Origin of the sequence: Chryseobacterium sp. YR221, from assembly GCF_900176315.1 — a bacterium.
GTDB lineage: Bacteria > Bacteroidota > Bacteroidia > Flavobacteriales > Weeksellaceae > Chryseobacterium > Chryseobacterium rhizosphaerae.
In genome coordinates this window covers 317,154-331,257 of sequence record NZ_FWXM01000005.1, presented here as the reverse complement: position 1 = coordinate 331,257, position 14,104 = coordinate 317,154, and the positions used below count along the sequence as shown (strand labels likewise).

Sequence of the window (14,104 nt, the reverse complement as noted above, 5' to 3'; positions counted from 1 at the left end):
ATTAACTGTTTATTTTTTTTCAAGTACATTGTACATCCTACATTGTACTTTTTACAATTTTATGCGTCTAATTCTCCCGCAATAATATTCATACTACACATCGTTACAATGGCATCTGAAATTACAGAACCTGTAATCATTTCAGGATATGCCTGATAGTAGATGAAACATGGTCTTCTAAAGTGAAGTCTGTAAGGGCTTCTTCCTCCGTCACTTACAAGATAGAACCCTAATTCTCCGTTTCCACCTTCTACAGCGTGGTAAACTTCTCCTTTCGGTACATCAGTTTCTCCCATTACGATTTTGAAGTGGTAGATCAATGCTTCCATCTTTTGATATACATCTGCCTTTTCCGGAAGATAAAAATCAGGAACATCCGCATGGAATGGCCCTTCAGGAAGATTTTCGTATGCTTGTTTGATAATTTTAAGGGATTCCCAGATTTCCTGCTGACGAACCATGAAACGGTCGTAAGTATCTCCTGAAGTTCCTACAGGAATAATAAAGTCGAAATCTTCGTAGGAAGAATAAGGTTGTGCAACTCTTACATCATAATCTACACCTGCTGCACGTAAGTTTGGACCTGTGAAACCGTAGCTTAAAGCTCTCTCAGCAGAAATAGCTCCTGTACCGATGGTTCTGTCCATGAAAATTCTGTTTCTTTCTAATAAAGTACCGAATTCTTTGAATCTTGCCGGGAAGGTTTTTAAGAAATCCTGTAATAGCTCATGGAATTTTGGAGTGAAATCTCTTTCAAATCCTCCGATTCTTCCCATGTTGGTAGTCATCCTTGCTCCACAGATCTGCTCGTACATATCGTAAATACGTTCTCTTTCGATGAACATATACGTAAGACCTGTAATAGCTCCGGAGTCCATTCCGGTTACCCCATTACAAATCAGGTGATCACCGATTCTGGCTAATTCCATTAGGATAACACGCATATAGTCTACACGCTTTGGAACTTCTACACCAATCAGCTTCTCTACTGTCATGTGCCAACCTAAATTATTGATAGGGGCAGAACAGTAATTCATACGGTCAGTAAGGGTTGTAATCTGAGAATAGTTTCTTCTTTCAGAAATTTTCTCAAATGCCCTGTGGATATAACCTACCGTTTGCTCAGCATGAAGAATTCTTTCTCCATCCATTGTTAGGATATTCTGAAAAATCCCGTGAGTCGCAGGGTGGGTAGGTCCTAAATTGAGGGTATACAGTTGTCCGTCAATTTGTTCCTTACTTTCGTACTGGTTTAGTATATTAGATAATGAGTTATCTTTCATAATGATTGCTTTTAGCTATTTGCTCAGGCTATGGCTGGATGCCATTGGCCATTCGCTTTTTATCTTCCAAACATATTATCGTCCTTGTCGGTTCTTGTACCATCTTCAAGTCGATATTCTTTCAACATGGGGTGGTATCCAAGATCTTCCATATTCAGGATAGGTCTAAGATCAGGATGTCCTTTAAATTTAATTCCATAGAAATCAAAAGTTTCTCTTTCCATCCAGTTAGCTCCGGCATATAATTCTACAAGAGAATCCACTTCGATATTTTCTCTGGACATGAAGATTTTCAGACGTAATCTGAAGTTGGCCATCATATTATGTAAATGATATACGACACCTATTTCCTTGTCCGGGAATTCAGGATAATGAATTCCACAGATATCAGTAAGGAAGTTAATTTCTAATGATGAATCTTTAAGATAGTGGATAATCTTCTTGATATCTTCTTTCTTTACCTCAATGGTCAGCATTCCATACGGCTCTGAACTTGAAATAACAGATTCCGGAAATTCTCTGGTGATCGCTTCTAATACAAATTCGTTTGTCATTTCCGTTTAGTTGCTTATGTTGTAAGAATCTAATAATTTCTGATATTCAGGCATGTCTCTTCTTCTGATGCTTTCGCTTTCTGCAAGAGCCTGTACCTGCATTACCCCTTCAATAATCTGTTCTGGTCTTGGAGGACATCCAGGAACATAAACGTCAACCGGAATAATTTTATCAATTCCCTGAAGCACGGAATACGTATCAAAAATACCACCGCTGGAAGCGCAAGCTCCCACTGCCACTACCCATTTAGGCTCAGCCATCTGAGTATATACTTCTTTTAGGACTGGTCCTAATTTCTTTGATATAGTTCCACAAACCATCAGCATATCTGCTTGTCTTGGAGAGAAAGAGTTTCTTTCCATACCAAATCTTGAAGCATCATAAGTAGGGTTCAGGGTAGCCATAAACTCGATACCACAACAAGAGGTTGCAAATGGTAACGGCCAAAGTGAAAACTTTCTAGCCATACCGATTACACTGCTCAGTTTTGTTGCGAAAAACCCTTCTCCTTCATATCCTTCGGGAGCAGGTGCATCTGTTCTTATTACTGGTTTTTTATCTGACATTTTCTTTGATTAAATATTTAAAGATTAAAGCATTTAAAAATTTAAAATCATTCCTGATTTTTTTGATGATTAAACCACTCAACCTTTTAATGTTAAAATTTATTTATCCCAATCTAGTGCACCACGCTTCCAAACATAGAAAAACGCCACGAAGAAAATCGCAACGAATGTAAGTACAGCCAAGAATCCTTCTAAGCCGAATTCTCTGAAGTTTACTGCATAAGGATAAAAGAATACGATTTCAATATCGAATAGTACGAACAATACCGCAGTCAGGAAGTACTTGATAGAAAACGGTGTTCTCGCATTTCCCTCACTAGGAACTCCACATTCCCAGCTTTGGTTTTTCACAGAATCTCCTTTTTTCTGTTTTGGACCTAAGAAATGTGCTCCAAGTAAGGAAACAGCTACGAATGCTACTGCTACACCTGCCTGGATAAGGATTGGAATATAACTTTCAGGTAAATTCATTTTTGCATTATTATCTCAATTTGCAAATTTAGCGAATAAACAAGAAAGCATGAAATTAATCAGCTTAAAAGTCGGATTAAAATGGAGAAAAAATACAATTTAGAATCAATAAAAATAAGGAGTTATTTCTTCATTTTTTTAAGAAGAGCATATGCCATGAATGAAATATATCCAAAAAGAACGCTGGCAAACACGATATTAATTATTGTGTTTGTTCTGTCATCCTGCGACTGGAAAAAGAAGTTGTAAGCAATAAAGCCGGAGATGAGAATAGCAAAAATAATAAGTTGCGGTTTCATAGGATAAAGATAAGAAAATTAGTTAGGAAGTTCCGGATTTTTGAGGAGGGCTGGTTTGAGGGTGGGAGAGTTTGGGGATAAATGAGTGAAAGGATAGAGTTATCATAATTCTACCCTTCAGACTCAATACTTATAAATGGTTGATACAGTATACTTTTTGCATCGTATTACTCATTATTTACCTGTAGAGAATAGGTTCTTCTCCTTTTATGATTGACCGGGTTGTAATCCTGCCAAAGAAGCTGAACGCTTTTATTTTCTTCCAACTCAGGATTGGTTTCTGCAAAATTAATTCCCATGCTTGTAAATCGTACAAAAATTTCTTTGAAGATAATTGCCGTTACACCGCGTCTCTGATATTCAGGGTGAATTCCGATAAGATAAAAGTTGGCACGGTCATTTTTTTTGCCGGCCTGTAAGAAATGCCACCATCCGAAAGGAAACAGTTTCCCTTTTGACTTTTGTAAAGCTTTTGAATAGGAAGGCATTGTAATGGCAAAAGAAACCAGTTGTTTATTTTCATCTACTACGCAGATTACGTAGTTTTTATCGATAAAGGGGAAGTATTTTTCTTTATATGTTTTAATCTGCTCATCCGAAATCGGAGTATAGGTGGATAGATGTTTATAGGTTTCATCTAATAGTTTAAACATAGGTTCCACATAAGGAAGAATTTCTTCTTTTGATTTGAAATTAAGAACACTAAGTTTGTATTTCTGAGCAATTAAACCACTGAATTTTTCTACTTTTTCAGGAAGTACTTTCGGGAAGTTCATTTCGTACTCTACCCATTCCTTTTCCTTAGTTAATCCAAGGTTTTCAAGGTGTTTCGGATAGTAGGCATGATTATAAATTCCAATCATTGTCGCCAGTTTATCAAATCCCATGGTCAGCATTCCTGCTTTGTCAAGATTGGTGAAGCCCATTGGTCCTTCGATCATATCAATCCTATGTTCTCTGGCGTAATCGGTAGCCGTCTGAATTAAAGCTTTTGAAACTTCAGTGTCGTCAATGAAATCTATCCATCCAAAACGTACTTTTTTAATGCCTAATTCTTTTTCTTCTTTATGATTAATCATTACAGCAATTCTTCCAACCACTTTGCTATCCTTTACTGCGAGAAATTGTTTGGATTCTGAATATTGTAAGGCCGGATTTTCTTTTGCATCCCAGATTTTCATTTCGTCTTTAATAAAGGATGGAACATAGTACGGATTATTTTTGTACAGATCCATAGGAAATCTTACGAATTGCTTGAGTTGACCGGCTGTTTTTACTTCAATAATTGAAACCTTAGACATAATTTTTGATGGTAATTTAAGGACAAATATAAATAATAATATCGTATACTTTGGCACAGTTTTTATATCATTATGAATAAAAATTAAACACAAAATCTATATAAAATGACGGGTTATTATATCATTATTGGTATTTCAATGTTGGTGAGCTGGTGGGTTTCCTCAAGGTTGAAATCTAAATTTGAATATTATTCCAATGTACATCTTCGAAATGGTCTTTCGGGGAAAGAAGTAGCGGAAAAAATGTTGAGAGATAACGGGATTAATGATGTTCAGGTAATATCTGTTCCCGGGCAGTTGACGGACCACTATAATCCGGCAGATAAAACCGTAAACCTCTCTGAAGGGGTTTATATGCAGAGAAATGCTGCGGCTGCGGCAGTAGCCGCTCACGAATGTGGACATGCCGTGCAGCATGCTGTAGGATATTCAATGTTGAATTTACGTTCAAAGCTTGTTCCTATCGTTAATATAAGTTCTAATCTGATGCAGTTTGTACTTATTGCAGGTATTGCGGTAATGGCAGCATCAAGAAGTATTGAGAATCCAAACGGAAATACGACAGTTTTGGCGATTGGTGTGGCTATGTTTGCCATGACAACGCTTTTTGCTTTTGTAACACTCCCTGTGGAATATGATGCGAGTAACAGAGCTATGAAATGGCTTAAAGATACGGGAACTGTAACCACGGAAGAATTCGTTGGGGTGCAGGACAGTTTGAAATGGGCAGCAAGAACTTATGTAGTGGCTGCTTTAGGTTCCCTGGCGCAGCTTCTTTATTGGGGCTCCTTACTTCTTGGTGGAAGAAGGGATTAATCTTTAAATTCAAATGTAACATATTGCATCTCGGATAGTTTTTCCGAGATGTTTTCTTTTTGAATGAGTTTCAACGAAGCAGTAAGGATACAGTTTTCATTAGCATCAAAGTTCAACACTTTAGCATCAAATCTTGAAAGCAGGGTGAATATGGTATTTTGCTGATTAAAATTAAATTGAATCTCGATCTGAGTTTCCAGTTCCTTGGTGATAATACTGGCTTCTTCTAAAGTCATCTTGGCTGACTCTTTATAAGTTTTCACCAATCCGGACACCCCCAGCTTGGTTCCTCCATAGTAGCGCACGACAATAACAAGTACGTTGGTGATTTCGTGGGCTAATAGCTGATTGTAAATAGGTAATCCTGCACTTCCTGAAGGCTCACCATCATCATTGGCCCGATAATTTTCTCCATTCATACCCATTCTGAATGCATAGCAATGGTGGGTTGCTTTTGGGTGTTCTTCCCTAACTTTTTCCAATGCAGTTTTCAGTTCACTTTCATTATTTACAGGGTATGCAAATCCTATGAATTTACTTCCTTTCTCTTTTATTAAAGTGTTTTCTATGGGTTTTTCTATGGTTTTGTATTCAAACGTCATCCTCTCAACAATTGCTGGTGCAAATTTAAAACTTTAAAATTCACTATGTATGTAATATCAACGAAAAATTTAATAAATGAAAAAAGAGCGTTTCCGCTCTTTTAATCTTATATATTGTTTCCGTATTCTAGCATGGGAAAGATCCGTCAAGCCATGGTGGTGGACAACTCATGCTGGAAGGAGTAGGGCAACAATGTTGTAATGAAGGCGGATAATAAGAGCAACATTCAGGTGCGTTACCTCCCGCTAGTTTTTTCAAACTCTGTCTTGAGATTTTCTTTAAATTTTTCATATAATATTTATTTGTAGAAACTAATATAAGGAATTATTTCATTTCTACGTGATAAAATACTTTATTTTAATTCAAAAAAAGAAATTGTATTATCTCTATAATTCTCAATTCTAGTGGCTGTATGATTAAAGATCGGTGCCTTAGTCCCGTTTTCTAATTTCAAATTCTCATTTTTAATCACAATGGATTCATCCCAAAGATTGGCATCAATGAACTGTTGTAAAGTAAAACGCCCTCCTTCTATAATAACAGATTGGATCTGTTCTTTGTAGAGTTTCTCCATGAGTTCCTGTAGGAAATTCTCTTTTTCAATTCTGATGAATTGAATATGCTCTTCAGTTCCTTCTTTAATAGAATTTAAAACCAATGTTCTGGCTTCCTTATTGTAAATTTTGAAGGTATCCGGAACTTTCAGATCAAAATCAATTAATATTCTTACAGGATTTATACCTTCTGTATTCCTTACCGTAAGGCTGGGGTTGTCATTTAATGCTGTTTGGGTTCCTACCAGGATGGCATGTTCATCAGCTCTCAGCTGATGGACAAACTGATTCACTAAAGAATTTGAAACAGCAGTCGGTTTGAAGTCTTTATCCAGAAAACCATCACCCGATTCTGCCCATTTTAAAATAATGTAGGGTCTTTTCTTTTCATGATATGTGAAAAATCTTTTATTCAGGTCAATGCATTCTTTTTCCAGAATTCCTGAAACGGCTTCGATGCCGGCATCCTGAATAATCTTCTTTCCTTTTCCGTTGACTTTATCATGGGAATCCATAGCACCGATAACTACCTTTTTAAAGCCCAATTCTTTAATCTTTAAAGCACAGGGAGGTGTTTTTCCGTAATGGGCACAAGGTTCCAGGGAAACATAAATGGTAGATTCCGGAATAAGGTCTTTATTTTTAACCGCATTGATTGCATTGATCTCAGCATGGTTTTCTCCTGCTTTATGATGGTAGCCTTCACCAATAATTTCACCATTGTGAACAATGACACTTCCCACCAAGGGGTTAGGATAGGTTTTACCCAGTGCTTTTTGTGCCAGTTCAATGCATCTCTTAATATAAAGTTCGTCTTTATTCATAGGTGTAGAAAAGAAAAGGCGAAGACAAATTACTTTGCTCCGCCTTTATGTATTGTATTAGAATTTAATCTCCTGTAATGATGTTGTGGAGATTTTGTTTTAATGTTTCCAGATGAGCTTTCTTTTCATCAATCGTATTGTACGTATCTCTTAAAAGAGGGTTCTCTCTTGATGGCTTAGTAAAGAAGGCAAGGTTGTTTTCCAGTTTAACGATTTCTCCTTCAAGATCTGAAATCTGATTTTTGATCTTTCTTGCTTTGTCGGTAAGCTGGTTTTCAGATAATCCTTCTTCTTTCAACTCAAGCTCATTGATCTTATTGATTTTTAATTTCTCTCTTAAGGTCTTGTTGAATTCAGAGTTGATTGAAATTTTATCTCTCGGTACTTTTCCGATATTATTCCATGACGTTTTGATCTGCTCTATTTTCTCAATACTTCCGTCTTCATCAGTCACCATTTTCAGTTCATCAAGAAGAGCTTTTTTATTTTTATAATTTTCCTTCCAGTTGTCTGTAGAAGTATTGCTTTTTTCTCTGTAATTATTAAAGAAAGCATTACATGCATCACGGAATTCATCCCAGATCTTATTGGTCATGCTTTTAGGAACATGGCCTACTTTTTTCCAGTCTTCCTGAAGTTTTTTGAATAATGGAACTACAATATCCCATTCCTCATTATTCATATTGTCTTTGGCGGTCTGTATCAGTTTTAATTTTTCTTCAAGATTAGCCTGTTGAGAACCTTTTAAAGACTTATAATAGTTGTTTTTTGTTGTATTGAAACCTCTCAGTATGGTTTTGAAATCATTCCAGTTCTGGTTGGAAAGTTTCCTTGGAACACTTCCTGTTTTTAAGAAATCAGAACGAAGATCTTCCACTCTTTTGATAGAGTTTTGCCAATAGTTGTGATTAGGGGTTTCAGCAGGTTCAGACAGTTTCTTGATTTCAGCAATAATCTGATTTTTCTTTTCAAGATTAACATTTTGTTCCTGTTCGATCACTGCGGAAAGTTCAGATTTTCTTTCGTGAATTTTATTGGAGATTTCTTTGAATTCTTCCCATGTTTTTTCACGGAATTCTTCTGCTACAGGTTCTGCTTCTTCTTTCCAAAGCTTATGAAGATACTGCAGCTCATTTAAAGCTTTCTGAATGACAGGTTCATTTTCAAGCTCCTGAGCACGGGCAATGATGTGTTGTCTCTTTTCTAAATTATGGCTGTATTCCTGCTCCAAAAATTCCTTATTAAGATCCAGCATTTGATAAAACTGGTTTAAATGGTGGAAATAATTGTTGTTAAGGATTTTAAACTCAGATTTTGCAACCTGGCCTGCCTTCGTCCATTCTTCCTTGATCTCGCGGATGGATTTGAAAAGATTAACTCCCGGTTCAGAATTGGTATAGAGATTTTTAAGTCTTTCAATAATATTCTGACGGTGTTCCAGATTTTTCTTCTGCTCTTCTTCCTGTCCTTTTTGGAAATCATCATGCTTTTCTCTGAAAATATTGACTAAAGCAGAGAATTTAGCTTGTGAAGGGTGTTCGTAACTGAAATTTTCAGAGGGATTTCCACCTTCTGTGTATTCATGTTTTTTATCTTCCACTTCATCATGAATGTAATGACTTGCTTTTTCCTTCAGCAGATTGAATCTTTTGAAGTTTTCACCGGCATTGGGAGTGTTGATGATTTTTTCCATTTCCTTCAGAGCGTCTGTCAGGGAAATTTCAACAGCATCATGGTCCTCCAGGTGCTCAGCATCATCCTCATGGGGAATTACATCATGAGAATCTTTATTTTCTGATGTTTCCTGAGATACTTCGTTCGGACTTTTCTTTTCTTCGTTTTCAGAAAGATTGTTTTCTGTAGTCATAGCAAATCTTTTATGTGAGTGGCGTTAATAATATCCTTTGAATATAGCTATAAAGCCAATTAAAGCACTAATTTATGTTATTTTTTTTGAAAATTCCAAATTTCCCAGGCTTTTTCTGCTTGTTGTTCAAGCATATAATAACCGTTGACTGTTTTTGCTCCTTTTTCTGCGGCATTGATAATAAACTTCGTATAATTCGGATTATATATTAAATCGATTACCAGGTGATCCGAAGAGATTGCATCAAATGGAAAGCTCAGGCAGTCTTCAACATTGGGAAATGTACCTACAGGAGTGCATTGAATGATAATTTTGTGTTCCTTAACCGTTTCCTGATCCAGGTTTTCAAAATTAATTTCTGTATTTCGGGAGATTATTTTGGAAGGAATATTGTTTTTATCAAGGATGTATTTGACAGCTTTGGCAGCCCCTCCGTTTCCTAAAATTAAAGCTTTATCCTGGGTAGGTTGCTTATGTAGGAAAAGGGTTTTTTCGAAACCAAAAGCATCGGTATTGTAACCTGTCTTTTTTCCGTCCCGAATAAGAACACAGTTTACTGCTCCAATTTTCTCGGCTTCATCACTGAGTTCATCCAGATAATCGATGATTTTTTCTTTGTAAGGAATCGTAACGTTGAATCCTAAAAGTTCAGGAGAAGAAAAAAGATGTTCTACTTCATCAATTTCGTTCAGATCAAATATGTCGTAAGTAAAGCCTTTAAGCATAAGCTTTTGGAACTTGTTTTCGAAGAATTTTTTAGAAAAAGAATAGGAAATATTCCGTCCTATCAATCCTAATTTTTTATTGGAATCCATTGATCAAAAATAAAAAAAAGACCGGATAAATCCAGCCTTTGATTTGAAATATTTTTAATATTTATTCTACTATGAATTTTGTGGTAAAATGATCTGTTTTCAGAATGTAATTTCCTTTTATCAATCCTTTAAGATTGATCTTATTTGAATTTTTGAAAGGACTTACAATCGTTTCAATCAGTTTTCCTGAAAGATCATAAATTTCAACTTTTGAAATTTTAGTAAGATTTTCTCCTTTTACAAATAATTCGTTATTTCTTACCGGGTTAGGGTAGATGGTGAATTCTGACTTGTCTTTTTTGATTTCAGAAGTTGCCAAAGTATTGAAGCATGTCCAGCTTAAGTCATCCATAGTTGCTCTGTTGGAGCTTGGATTTACAATTTTGATGATCACATCTCCACTTATATTTACATTAATAGTTGTTGTGGTTTCTACATCACTAAATGGAATAGTACCCACGTTATTTCCATTAACAAGAACGTTTAAGTTACCGTTTGAACCTGAGAATTTTCTTTGGGTTGTTAATGTTAAGGCTTGGATACCTCCCGCAATTGTAGTACTTGTAAGTTCTCCACTTCTAATGGTAATAGCTCTTGAGGTATTAATTTTTTCATCTATTTTGGTATTAGTTGAAGTCCAACTGATACTATTGTTAGTCCATGTTCTTGTTGTATAACTATTATCTGTTCCCGTAATGCTGTTGAAATCTTCAGTTCCACAACCTCCGGTACCTACAGGGCCATCAAGAGTAGTGGCAGAAGCAATATTACTTTGTGGAGAAGTATTTCCAAAAGCATCTTTAGCAACTACATAGAAATTGTATGCTGTAAGCGGAGACAATCCTGTAACAGTTGTAGAGGTGCCGGATACAGTTGTTTTAAGAACTCCATTGGCGTAAATATCGTAACCGATTACTCCGATATTGTCTGTTGAGGCTGTCCAGTTTAAAGCGACTGTATTGGATGTTGGATTGCTTGCTGCTAAGTTAGTAGGAGTGGTAGGGGCTTCCGTATCTGCAACAGGAGTTCCCCAAATTAAATCGGCATAGGCAGGATTGTCAATAAAAGGATTTCTATTTCCCTGATATGCATATGATGCATTATTTCGTGCCGTTTCTTCAGCGGATACCGGATCCATAGCATTCCATGCAAGGTATTGAGTCAATGCCCAAGGCTGTAAACCTGGAAAAGCTGTATTCCCAAGCATGCCACCCGAAGAAAAGTTCTGAAGTTTAGCCTCATATCTTGTGATAAAATATAAAATCATTCTGGCTACATCTCCTTTGAAGGCATCAATAGGTTCGAATACTATTCCCGAATAGCCTTGAGAAACTGAAGTTCCTAATTTAGATCCATTTTGAGAAAGGAATGAAACGGAGTTTCCTACTTTTCCAAATGGGTAATTTGATCTCATACCATTTACCTTTCCGTCGGTAGCACGGATAAAATGAACATCCGCTACCATGGGTGAAGCTTCATTAAATAAGCTTTGAGGGATAATATGTTCTCTGTTGTAACAATTTCCTTCTACGGAATAAGTACCACATTGATTGGTAACCGGTGTATAATTGTATGGATCTGCGGCATTAGGTCTTTCGGAGTAGATATCCAGAATAGTTCCGTCATTTTCATAGAAATAATCTCTATCTGTAGTAAGATAAGCTGTCCATAGCCCTCCATATCCATGGTCTACGTGGCCGTTTTCGATAATATTTTTGAGTGCTGTTTTAAGAGCTGGCCCTGTTAAACCTGCCGCTGCATTGTAATAATTGGCAGGTGGTTGTGCTAGAGCGCTGATGAATACCAGGCTTAACAGAAAAAAAGATAGAATTCGTTTCATTTTTTTTAAATTGGGGCGTAAAGGTATGAAAAAATGAAATCCGAAAAGATTGGTGTTATTAAATTTGTAGACTTAATATATTAATTTTTAGTAATATACTCTTTGCTGATTTTTGAGAAAAACCACGAAATAGCAATTCCAAAGAGGGAAGCGGTAAGTGCTACGATGAAATAATTCTTTCCTACAATTTTCACCGGGAAAGGAAGTACTTCATTGGCTCTGAAGAATTCTGTATAAAGCTGGAAATAGCAAAGTGCTGTTCCAACGATCAATCCGGTGAAGACCCCTGAAAGGACAATGAGAATTCCAGTGTAGAAATAAGTTCTTCTTAAATGGCTTAAAGGAAAGCCCAGTGATATTAATGATTTTGCCTGTTCTTTTTTATCAAGCTGCAGGATAATAATGGCCCCTGCAAGATTAAAGGTGGTAATGAAAATAACCAGTGCGAAAATTAAATAGATGAACATTTTTTCCGTGTTGATCATCTTCCAGAAGGCTGCATTTTCTTCTTCTTTGGTTTTTATTTCAATACTTTTTCCGAGAGCAGAAAGAAGATTTTGCTTTACGGCATCTGCATTTTCCGGATTTTTTAGCTTAATAACAATTTGGTACGCAGATTTTTTAGGCAGGCTAAGCAGTTCCTCAGTAAGTTCAATAGGAGAAATAATATAATTGTCCAGTTGATCTTTTCCAGGAAAAACTCCCGTTACCAGAATGTCTTTTTTATTATAAATATCTTCTTCCTTATTGATGATCCCCGTTCCCGGCTTCGGCATAAATACCGTTGCATAATGATTGGATGAATCTACCGGAATGGAAAGCCTGTTGTCCAAACTGTTTTCCATTAATACCTCATTGGAATACTTGAAACTAGGATAAGTTCCGTAGAAAACATCTTTATTGATCGGATTAACTTTTACATAAGCGGAATCAACCCCTCTTAAGTAAGCGATATCGCCTTTTCCATTGAAACTGATGTATATTTTTTCTTCAATAACACGGGAAAAGCTGCTGATTTCCTTATTACTGCTTAATGTCTTATTAACCTTATCAAGGTTTTTAATAGTCTTTCCTGAAACACTTTTTAAGGTGAGATCAGCATGGAGATTGGAAATAAGATCTTTATTCAGGTCTTCAAGGCCCGAAAAAACAGAAATAATGACGAACATTGCAGTTACCGCAACCGTCATAGCCCCTGCCGAAAGCCACGTAATAAACGTAACGGCAGTACTTCCTTTTTTAGCCAAAAGGTATCTGGATGCTATGTAAAATGCAATATTCTTCAAGATCTATAAAACAGGATTGTCGCCTTCGCCTCTTAATTCTCTTTCCAATTTTTCAACATCATCAAGAGCGGTGTCCAGATAAAAGTTAAGCTGTGGAATGATACGTACCTGTTTTGCCATTTTCTGGCCAATGAAGTTTCTGTATTGAGGTTTATTTTCTTCAATCTCCTTCATTACTGCAGTACGGAATTCCTGAGGGAAAATGCTTAAATAAATTTTAGCAATTCCTAAGTCAGCAGTTACCTTTACATCTGATACGGATACCAATATACTTTGCTTGCTTTCTGAAGCCTGTTTGCGGAAAAGCTCTGCGAAGTCTTCCTGAATAATCTGTGCTACTTTTCTTTGTCTGTTACTTTCCATAATTTATGCAAATTTAGTACTTTTGTTTGAATTGATACTTTCAAATTCAGCTACAGTATCAAATTTACGATTTAATTATATTTTATTTGTATTTATGAAGCTAGAACATATCGGTATTGCCGTAAAATCTTTAGGAATCTCTGACGAGCTTTTTACTAAACTATTAGGAAAGGAATCCTATAAAAAAGAAACTGTGGAAAGGGAGGGTGTCGTTACTTCTTTCTACGAAACAGGAGAAAGTAAAATTGAGCTGCTGGAAGCCAGTAATCCTGAAAGTCCCATCTCAAAATTCCTCGAAAAAAAGGGCGAAGGCATCCATCACCTGGCATTTGGTGTTGAAAATATCCTGGAAGAAGTAAAAAGATTAAAAAAAGAAGGATTTCAGTTTATCTCTGAAGAACCGAAAGAAGGTGCTGATAACAAATTAGTTGTATTCCTCCATCCAAAGTCTACAAACGGCGTGCTGGTAGAACTTTGTCAAGAAAAGCAATAAAAAATTTTGTAGTGAAAGAATTTTTACTATTTTTGCAAACACAAAATTTAACCAAGTTTTGAGGTCCTATAGCTCAGTTGGTTAGAGCACCTGACTCATAATCAGGTGGTCCCTGGTTCGAGCCCAGGTGGGACCACTACTCGGAAAGCCTTTGCCACACTAGGTTTT

Annotated in this window: 16 protein-coding genes and 1 tRNA gene; 3 read left to right on the top strand and 14 right to left on the bottom strand. The window is 36.4% G+C overall.

Annotated features, from left to right (window positions below; all coding sequences use genetic code 11):
• Positions 1-59 precede the first annotated feature (59 nt).
• From nuoD to B8967_RS16595, 6 genes are all read right to left on the bottom strand, one after another.
• Positions 60-1,283 carry an NADH dehydrogenase (quinone) subunit D gene (gene nuoD, locus B8967_RS16615; protein ID WP_047494369.1) on the bottom strand — a complete coding sequence of 408 codons (1,224 nt, stop codon included), beginning with the start codon at positions 1,281-1,283 and terminating at the stop codon, positions 60-62.
• 59 nt (positions 1,284-1,342) lie between these two features.
• On the bottom strand, positions 1,343-1,837 hold the full coding sequence (locus B8967_RS16610) for an NADH-quinone oxidoreductase subunit C (RefSeq protein WP_084086804.1): 495 nt from the start codon (positions 1,835-1,837) through the stop codon (positions 1,343-1,345).
• 6 nt (positions 1,838-1,843) lie between these two features.
• Positions 1,844-2,404 carry an NADH-quinone oxidoreductase subunit B gene (locus B8967_RS16605; RefSeq protein ID WP_002983540.1) on the bottom strand — a complete coding sequence of 187 codons (561 nt, stop codon included), beginning with the start codon at positions 2,402-2,404 and terminating at the stop codon, positions 1,844-1,846.
• Between the two features lie 99 nt (positions 2,405-2,503).
• Positions 2,504-2,875 (bottom strand): NADH-quinone oxidoreductase subunit A, encoded by a 372-nt coding sequence (locus tag B8967_RS16600; protein WP_047494375.1) that lies wholly within the window; start codon positions 2,873-2,875, stop codon positions 2,504-2,506.
• A gap of 122 nt (positions 2,876-2,997) precedes the next feature.
• Entirely contained in the window at positions 2,998-3,174 is a 177-nt protein-coding gene (locus tag B8967_RS22560) for a hypothetical protein (RefSeq protein ID WP_167449357.1), read from the bottom strand.
• Between the two features lie 167 nt (positions 3,175-3,341).
• A complete protein-coding gene (locus B8967_RS16595) occupies positions 3,342-4,475 on the bottom strand; it encodes a GTP cyclohydrolase (RefSeq protein ID WP_084086803.1) in 1,134 nt (377 codons plus the stop codon).
• 105 nt (positions 4,476-4,580) lie between these two features.
• Between B8967_RS16595 and B8967_RS16590 the strand changes: the two genes are divergently transcribed.
• Positions 4,581-5,291: a zinc metallopeptidase gene (locus B8967_RS16590; RefSeq protein ID WP_047494381.1), complete on the top strand. Its 711-nt coding sequence runs from the start codon at positions 4,581-4,583 to the stop codon at positions 5,289-5,291.
• Here the strand turns inward: B8967_RS16590 and B8967_RS16585 are convergent.
• The 8 genes from B8967_RS16585 to rbfA form a co-directional block, all read right to left on the bottom strand.
• The gene (locus B8967_RS16585; protein WP_047494386.1) at positions 5,288-5,893 is read right to left on the bottom strand and encodes an IMPACT family protein; all 606 of its coding nucleotides are present in this window, start codon (positions 5,891-5,893) and stop codon (positions 5,288-5,290) included. The two genes, B8967_RS16590 and B8967_RS16585, sit on opposite strands and share 4 nt — an antisense overlap.
• Before the next feature lie 127 nt (positions 5,894-6,020).
• The gene (locus tag B8967_RS22555) at positions 6,021-6,185 is read right to left on the bottom strand and encodes a bacteriocin-like protein (RefSeq protein ID WP_179140077.1); all 165 of its coding nucleotides are present in this window, start codon (positions 6,183-6,185) and stop codon (positions 6,021-6,023) included.
• A gap of 61 nt (positions 6,186-6,246) precedes the next feature.
• Positions 6,247-7,272 (bottom strand): bifunctional diaminohydroxyphosphoribosylaminopyrimidine deaminase/5-amino-6-(5-phosphoribosylamino)uracil reductase RibD, encoded by a 1,026-nt coding sequence (gene ribD / locus B8967_RS16580; protein ID WP_084086802.1) that lies wholly within the window; start codon positions 7,270-7,272, stop codon positions 6,247-6,249.
• 64 nt (positions 7,273-7,336) lie between these two features.
• The gene (locus tag B8967_RS16575) at positions 7,337-9,139 is read right to left on the bottom strand and encodes a DUF349 domain-containing protein (protein ID WP_084086801.1); all 1,803 of its coding nucleotides are present in this window, start codon (positions 9,137-9,139) and stop codon (positions 7,337-7,339) included.
• Between the two features lie 77 nt (positions 9,140-9,216).
• A complete protein-coding gene (locus tag B8967_RS16570; RefSeq protein WP_047494395.1) occupies positions 9,217-9,954 on the bottom strand; it encodes a shikimate dehydrogenase family protein in 738 nt (245 codons plus the stop codon).
• 61 nt (positions 9,955-10,015) lie between these two features.
• Positions 10,016-11,794: an endonuclease gene (locus B8967_RS16565; RefSeq protein ID WP_084086800.1), complete on the bottom strand. Its 1,779-nt coding sequence runs from the start codon at positions 11,792-11,794 to the stop codon at positions 10,016-10,018.
• An 80-nt stretch (positions 11,795-11,874) separates the two neighbouring features.
• A complete protein-coding gene (locus tag B8967_RS16560) occupies positions 11,875-13,080 on the bottom strand; it encodes an ABC transporter permease (RefSeq protein ID WP_084086799.1) in 1,206 nt (401 codons plus the stop codon).
• A gap of 3 nt (positions 13,081-13,083) precedes the next feature.
• Positions 13,084-13,443, bottom strand: a complete 360-nt coding sequence (gene rbfA, locus B8967_RS16555) for a 30S ribosome-binding factor RbfA (RefSeq protein WP_027373534.1) — start codon at positions 13,441-13,443, stop codon at positions 13,084-13,086.
• Positions 13,444-13,537: 94 nt separating this feature from the next.
• On the opposite strand from rbfA, the gene mce reads away from it, so the two are divergent.
• Complete coding sequence (mce, locus tag B8967_RS16550) at positions 13,538-13,936, top strand: methylmalonyl-CoA epimerase (protein ID WP_084086798.1); 399 nt, start codon at positions 13,538-13,540, stop codon at positions 13,934-13,936.
• A 62-nt stretch (positions 13,937-13,998) separates the two neighbouring features.
• A tRNA-Ile gene (locus B8967_RS16545) sits at positions 13,999-14,072 on the top strand.
• Positions 14,073-14,104: the final 32 nt, after the last annotated feature.

Excerpts from the sequence above, each read along its gene's own strand:
- B8967_RS16575 (WP_084086801.1), bottom strand. The coding sequence starts at position 9,139 with ATGACTACAGAAAACAATCTTTCTGAAAACGAAGAAAAGAAAAGTCCG.
- B8967_RS16595 (WP_084086803.1), bottom strand. The coding sequence starts at position 4,475 with ATGTCTAAGGTTTCAATTATTGAAGTAAAAACAGCCGGTCAACTCAAG.
- B8967_RS22555 (WP_179140077.1), bottom strand. The coding sequence starts at position 6,185 with ATGAAAAATTTAAAGAAAATCTCAAGACAGAGTTTGAAAAAACTAGCG.
- B8967_RS16565 (WP_084086800.1), bottom strand. The coding sequence starts at position 11,794 with ATGAAACGAATTCTATCTTTTTTTCTGTTAAGCCTGGTATTCATCAGC.
- B8967_RS22560 (WP_167449357.1), bottom strand. The coding sequence starts at position 3,174 with ATGAAACCGCAACTTATTATTTTTGCTATTCTCATCTCCGGCTTTATT.
- ribD (WP_084086802.1), bottom strand. The coding sequence starts at position 7,272 with ATGAATAAAGACGAACTTTATATTAAGAGATGCATTGAACTGGCACAA.
- B8967_RS16610 (WP_084086804.1), bottom strand. The coding sequence starts at position 1,837 with ATGACAAACGAATTTGTATTAGAAGCGATCACCAGAGAATTTCCGGAA.
- rbfA (WP_027373534.1), bottom strand. The coding sequence starts at position 13,443 with ATGGAAAGTAACAGACAAAGAAAAGTAGCACAGATTATTCAGGAAGAC.
- mce (WP_084086798.1), top strand. The coding sequence starts at position 13,538 with ATGAAGCTAGAACATATCGGTATTGCCGTAAAATCTTTAGGAATCTCT.
- nuoD (WP_047494369.1), bottom strand. The coding sequence starts at position 1,283 with ATGAAAGATAACTCATTATCTAATATACTAAACCAGTACGAAAGTAAG.
- B8967_RS16570 (WP_047494395.1), bottom strand. The coding sequence starts at position 9,954 with ATGGATTCCAATAAAAAATTAGGATTGATAGGACGGAATATTTCCTAT.
- B8967_RS16590 (WP_047494381.1), top strand. The coding sequence starts at position 4,581 with ATGACGGGTTATTATATCATTATTGGTATTTCAATGTTGGTGAGCTGG.
- B8967_RS16585 (WP_047494386.1), bottom strand. The coding sequence starts at position 5,893 with ATGACGTTTGAATACAAAACCATAGAAAAACCCATAGAAAACACTTTA.
- B8967_RS16605 (WP_002983540.1), bottom strand. The coding sequence starts at position 2,404 with ATGTCAGATAAAAAACCAGTAATAAGAACAGATGCACCTGCTCCCGAA.
- B8967_RS16600 (WP_047494375.1), bottom strand. The coding sequence starts at position 2,875 with ATGAATTTACCTGAAAGTTATATTCCAATCCTTATCCAGGCAGGTGTA.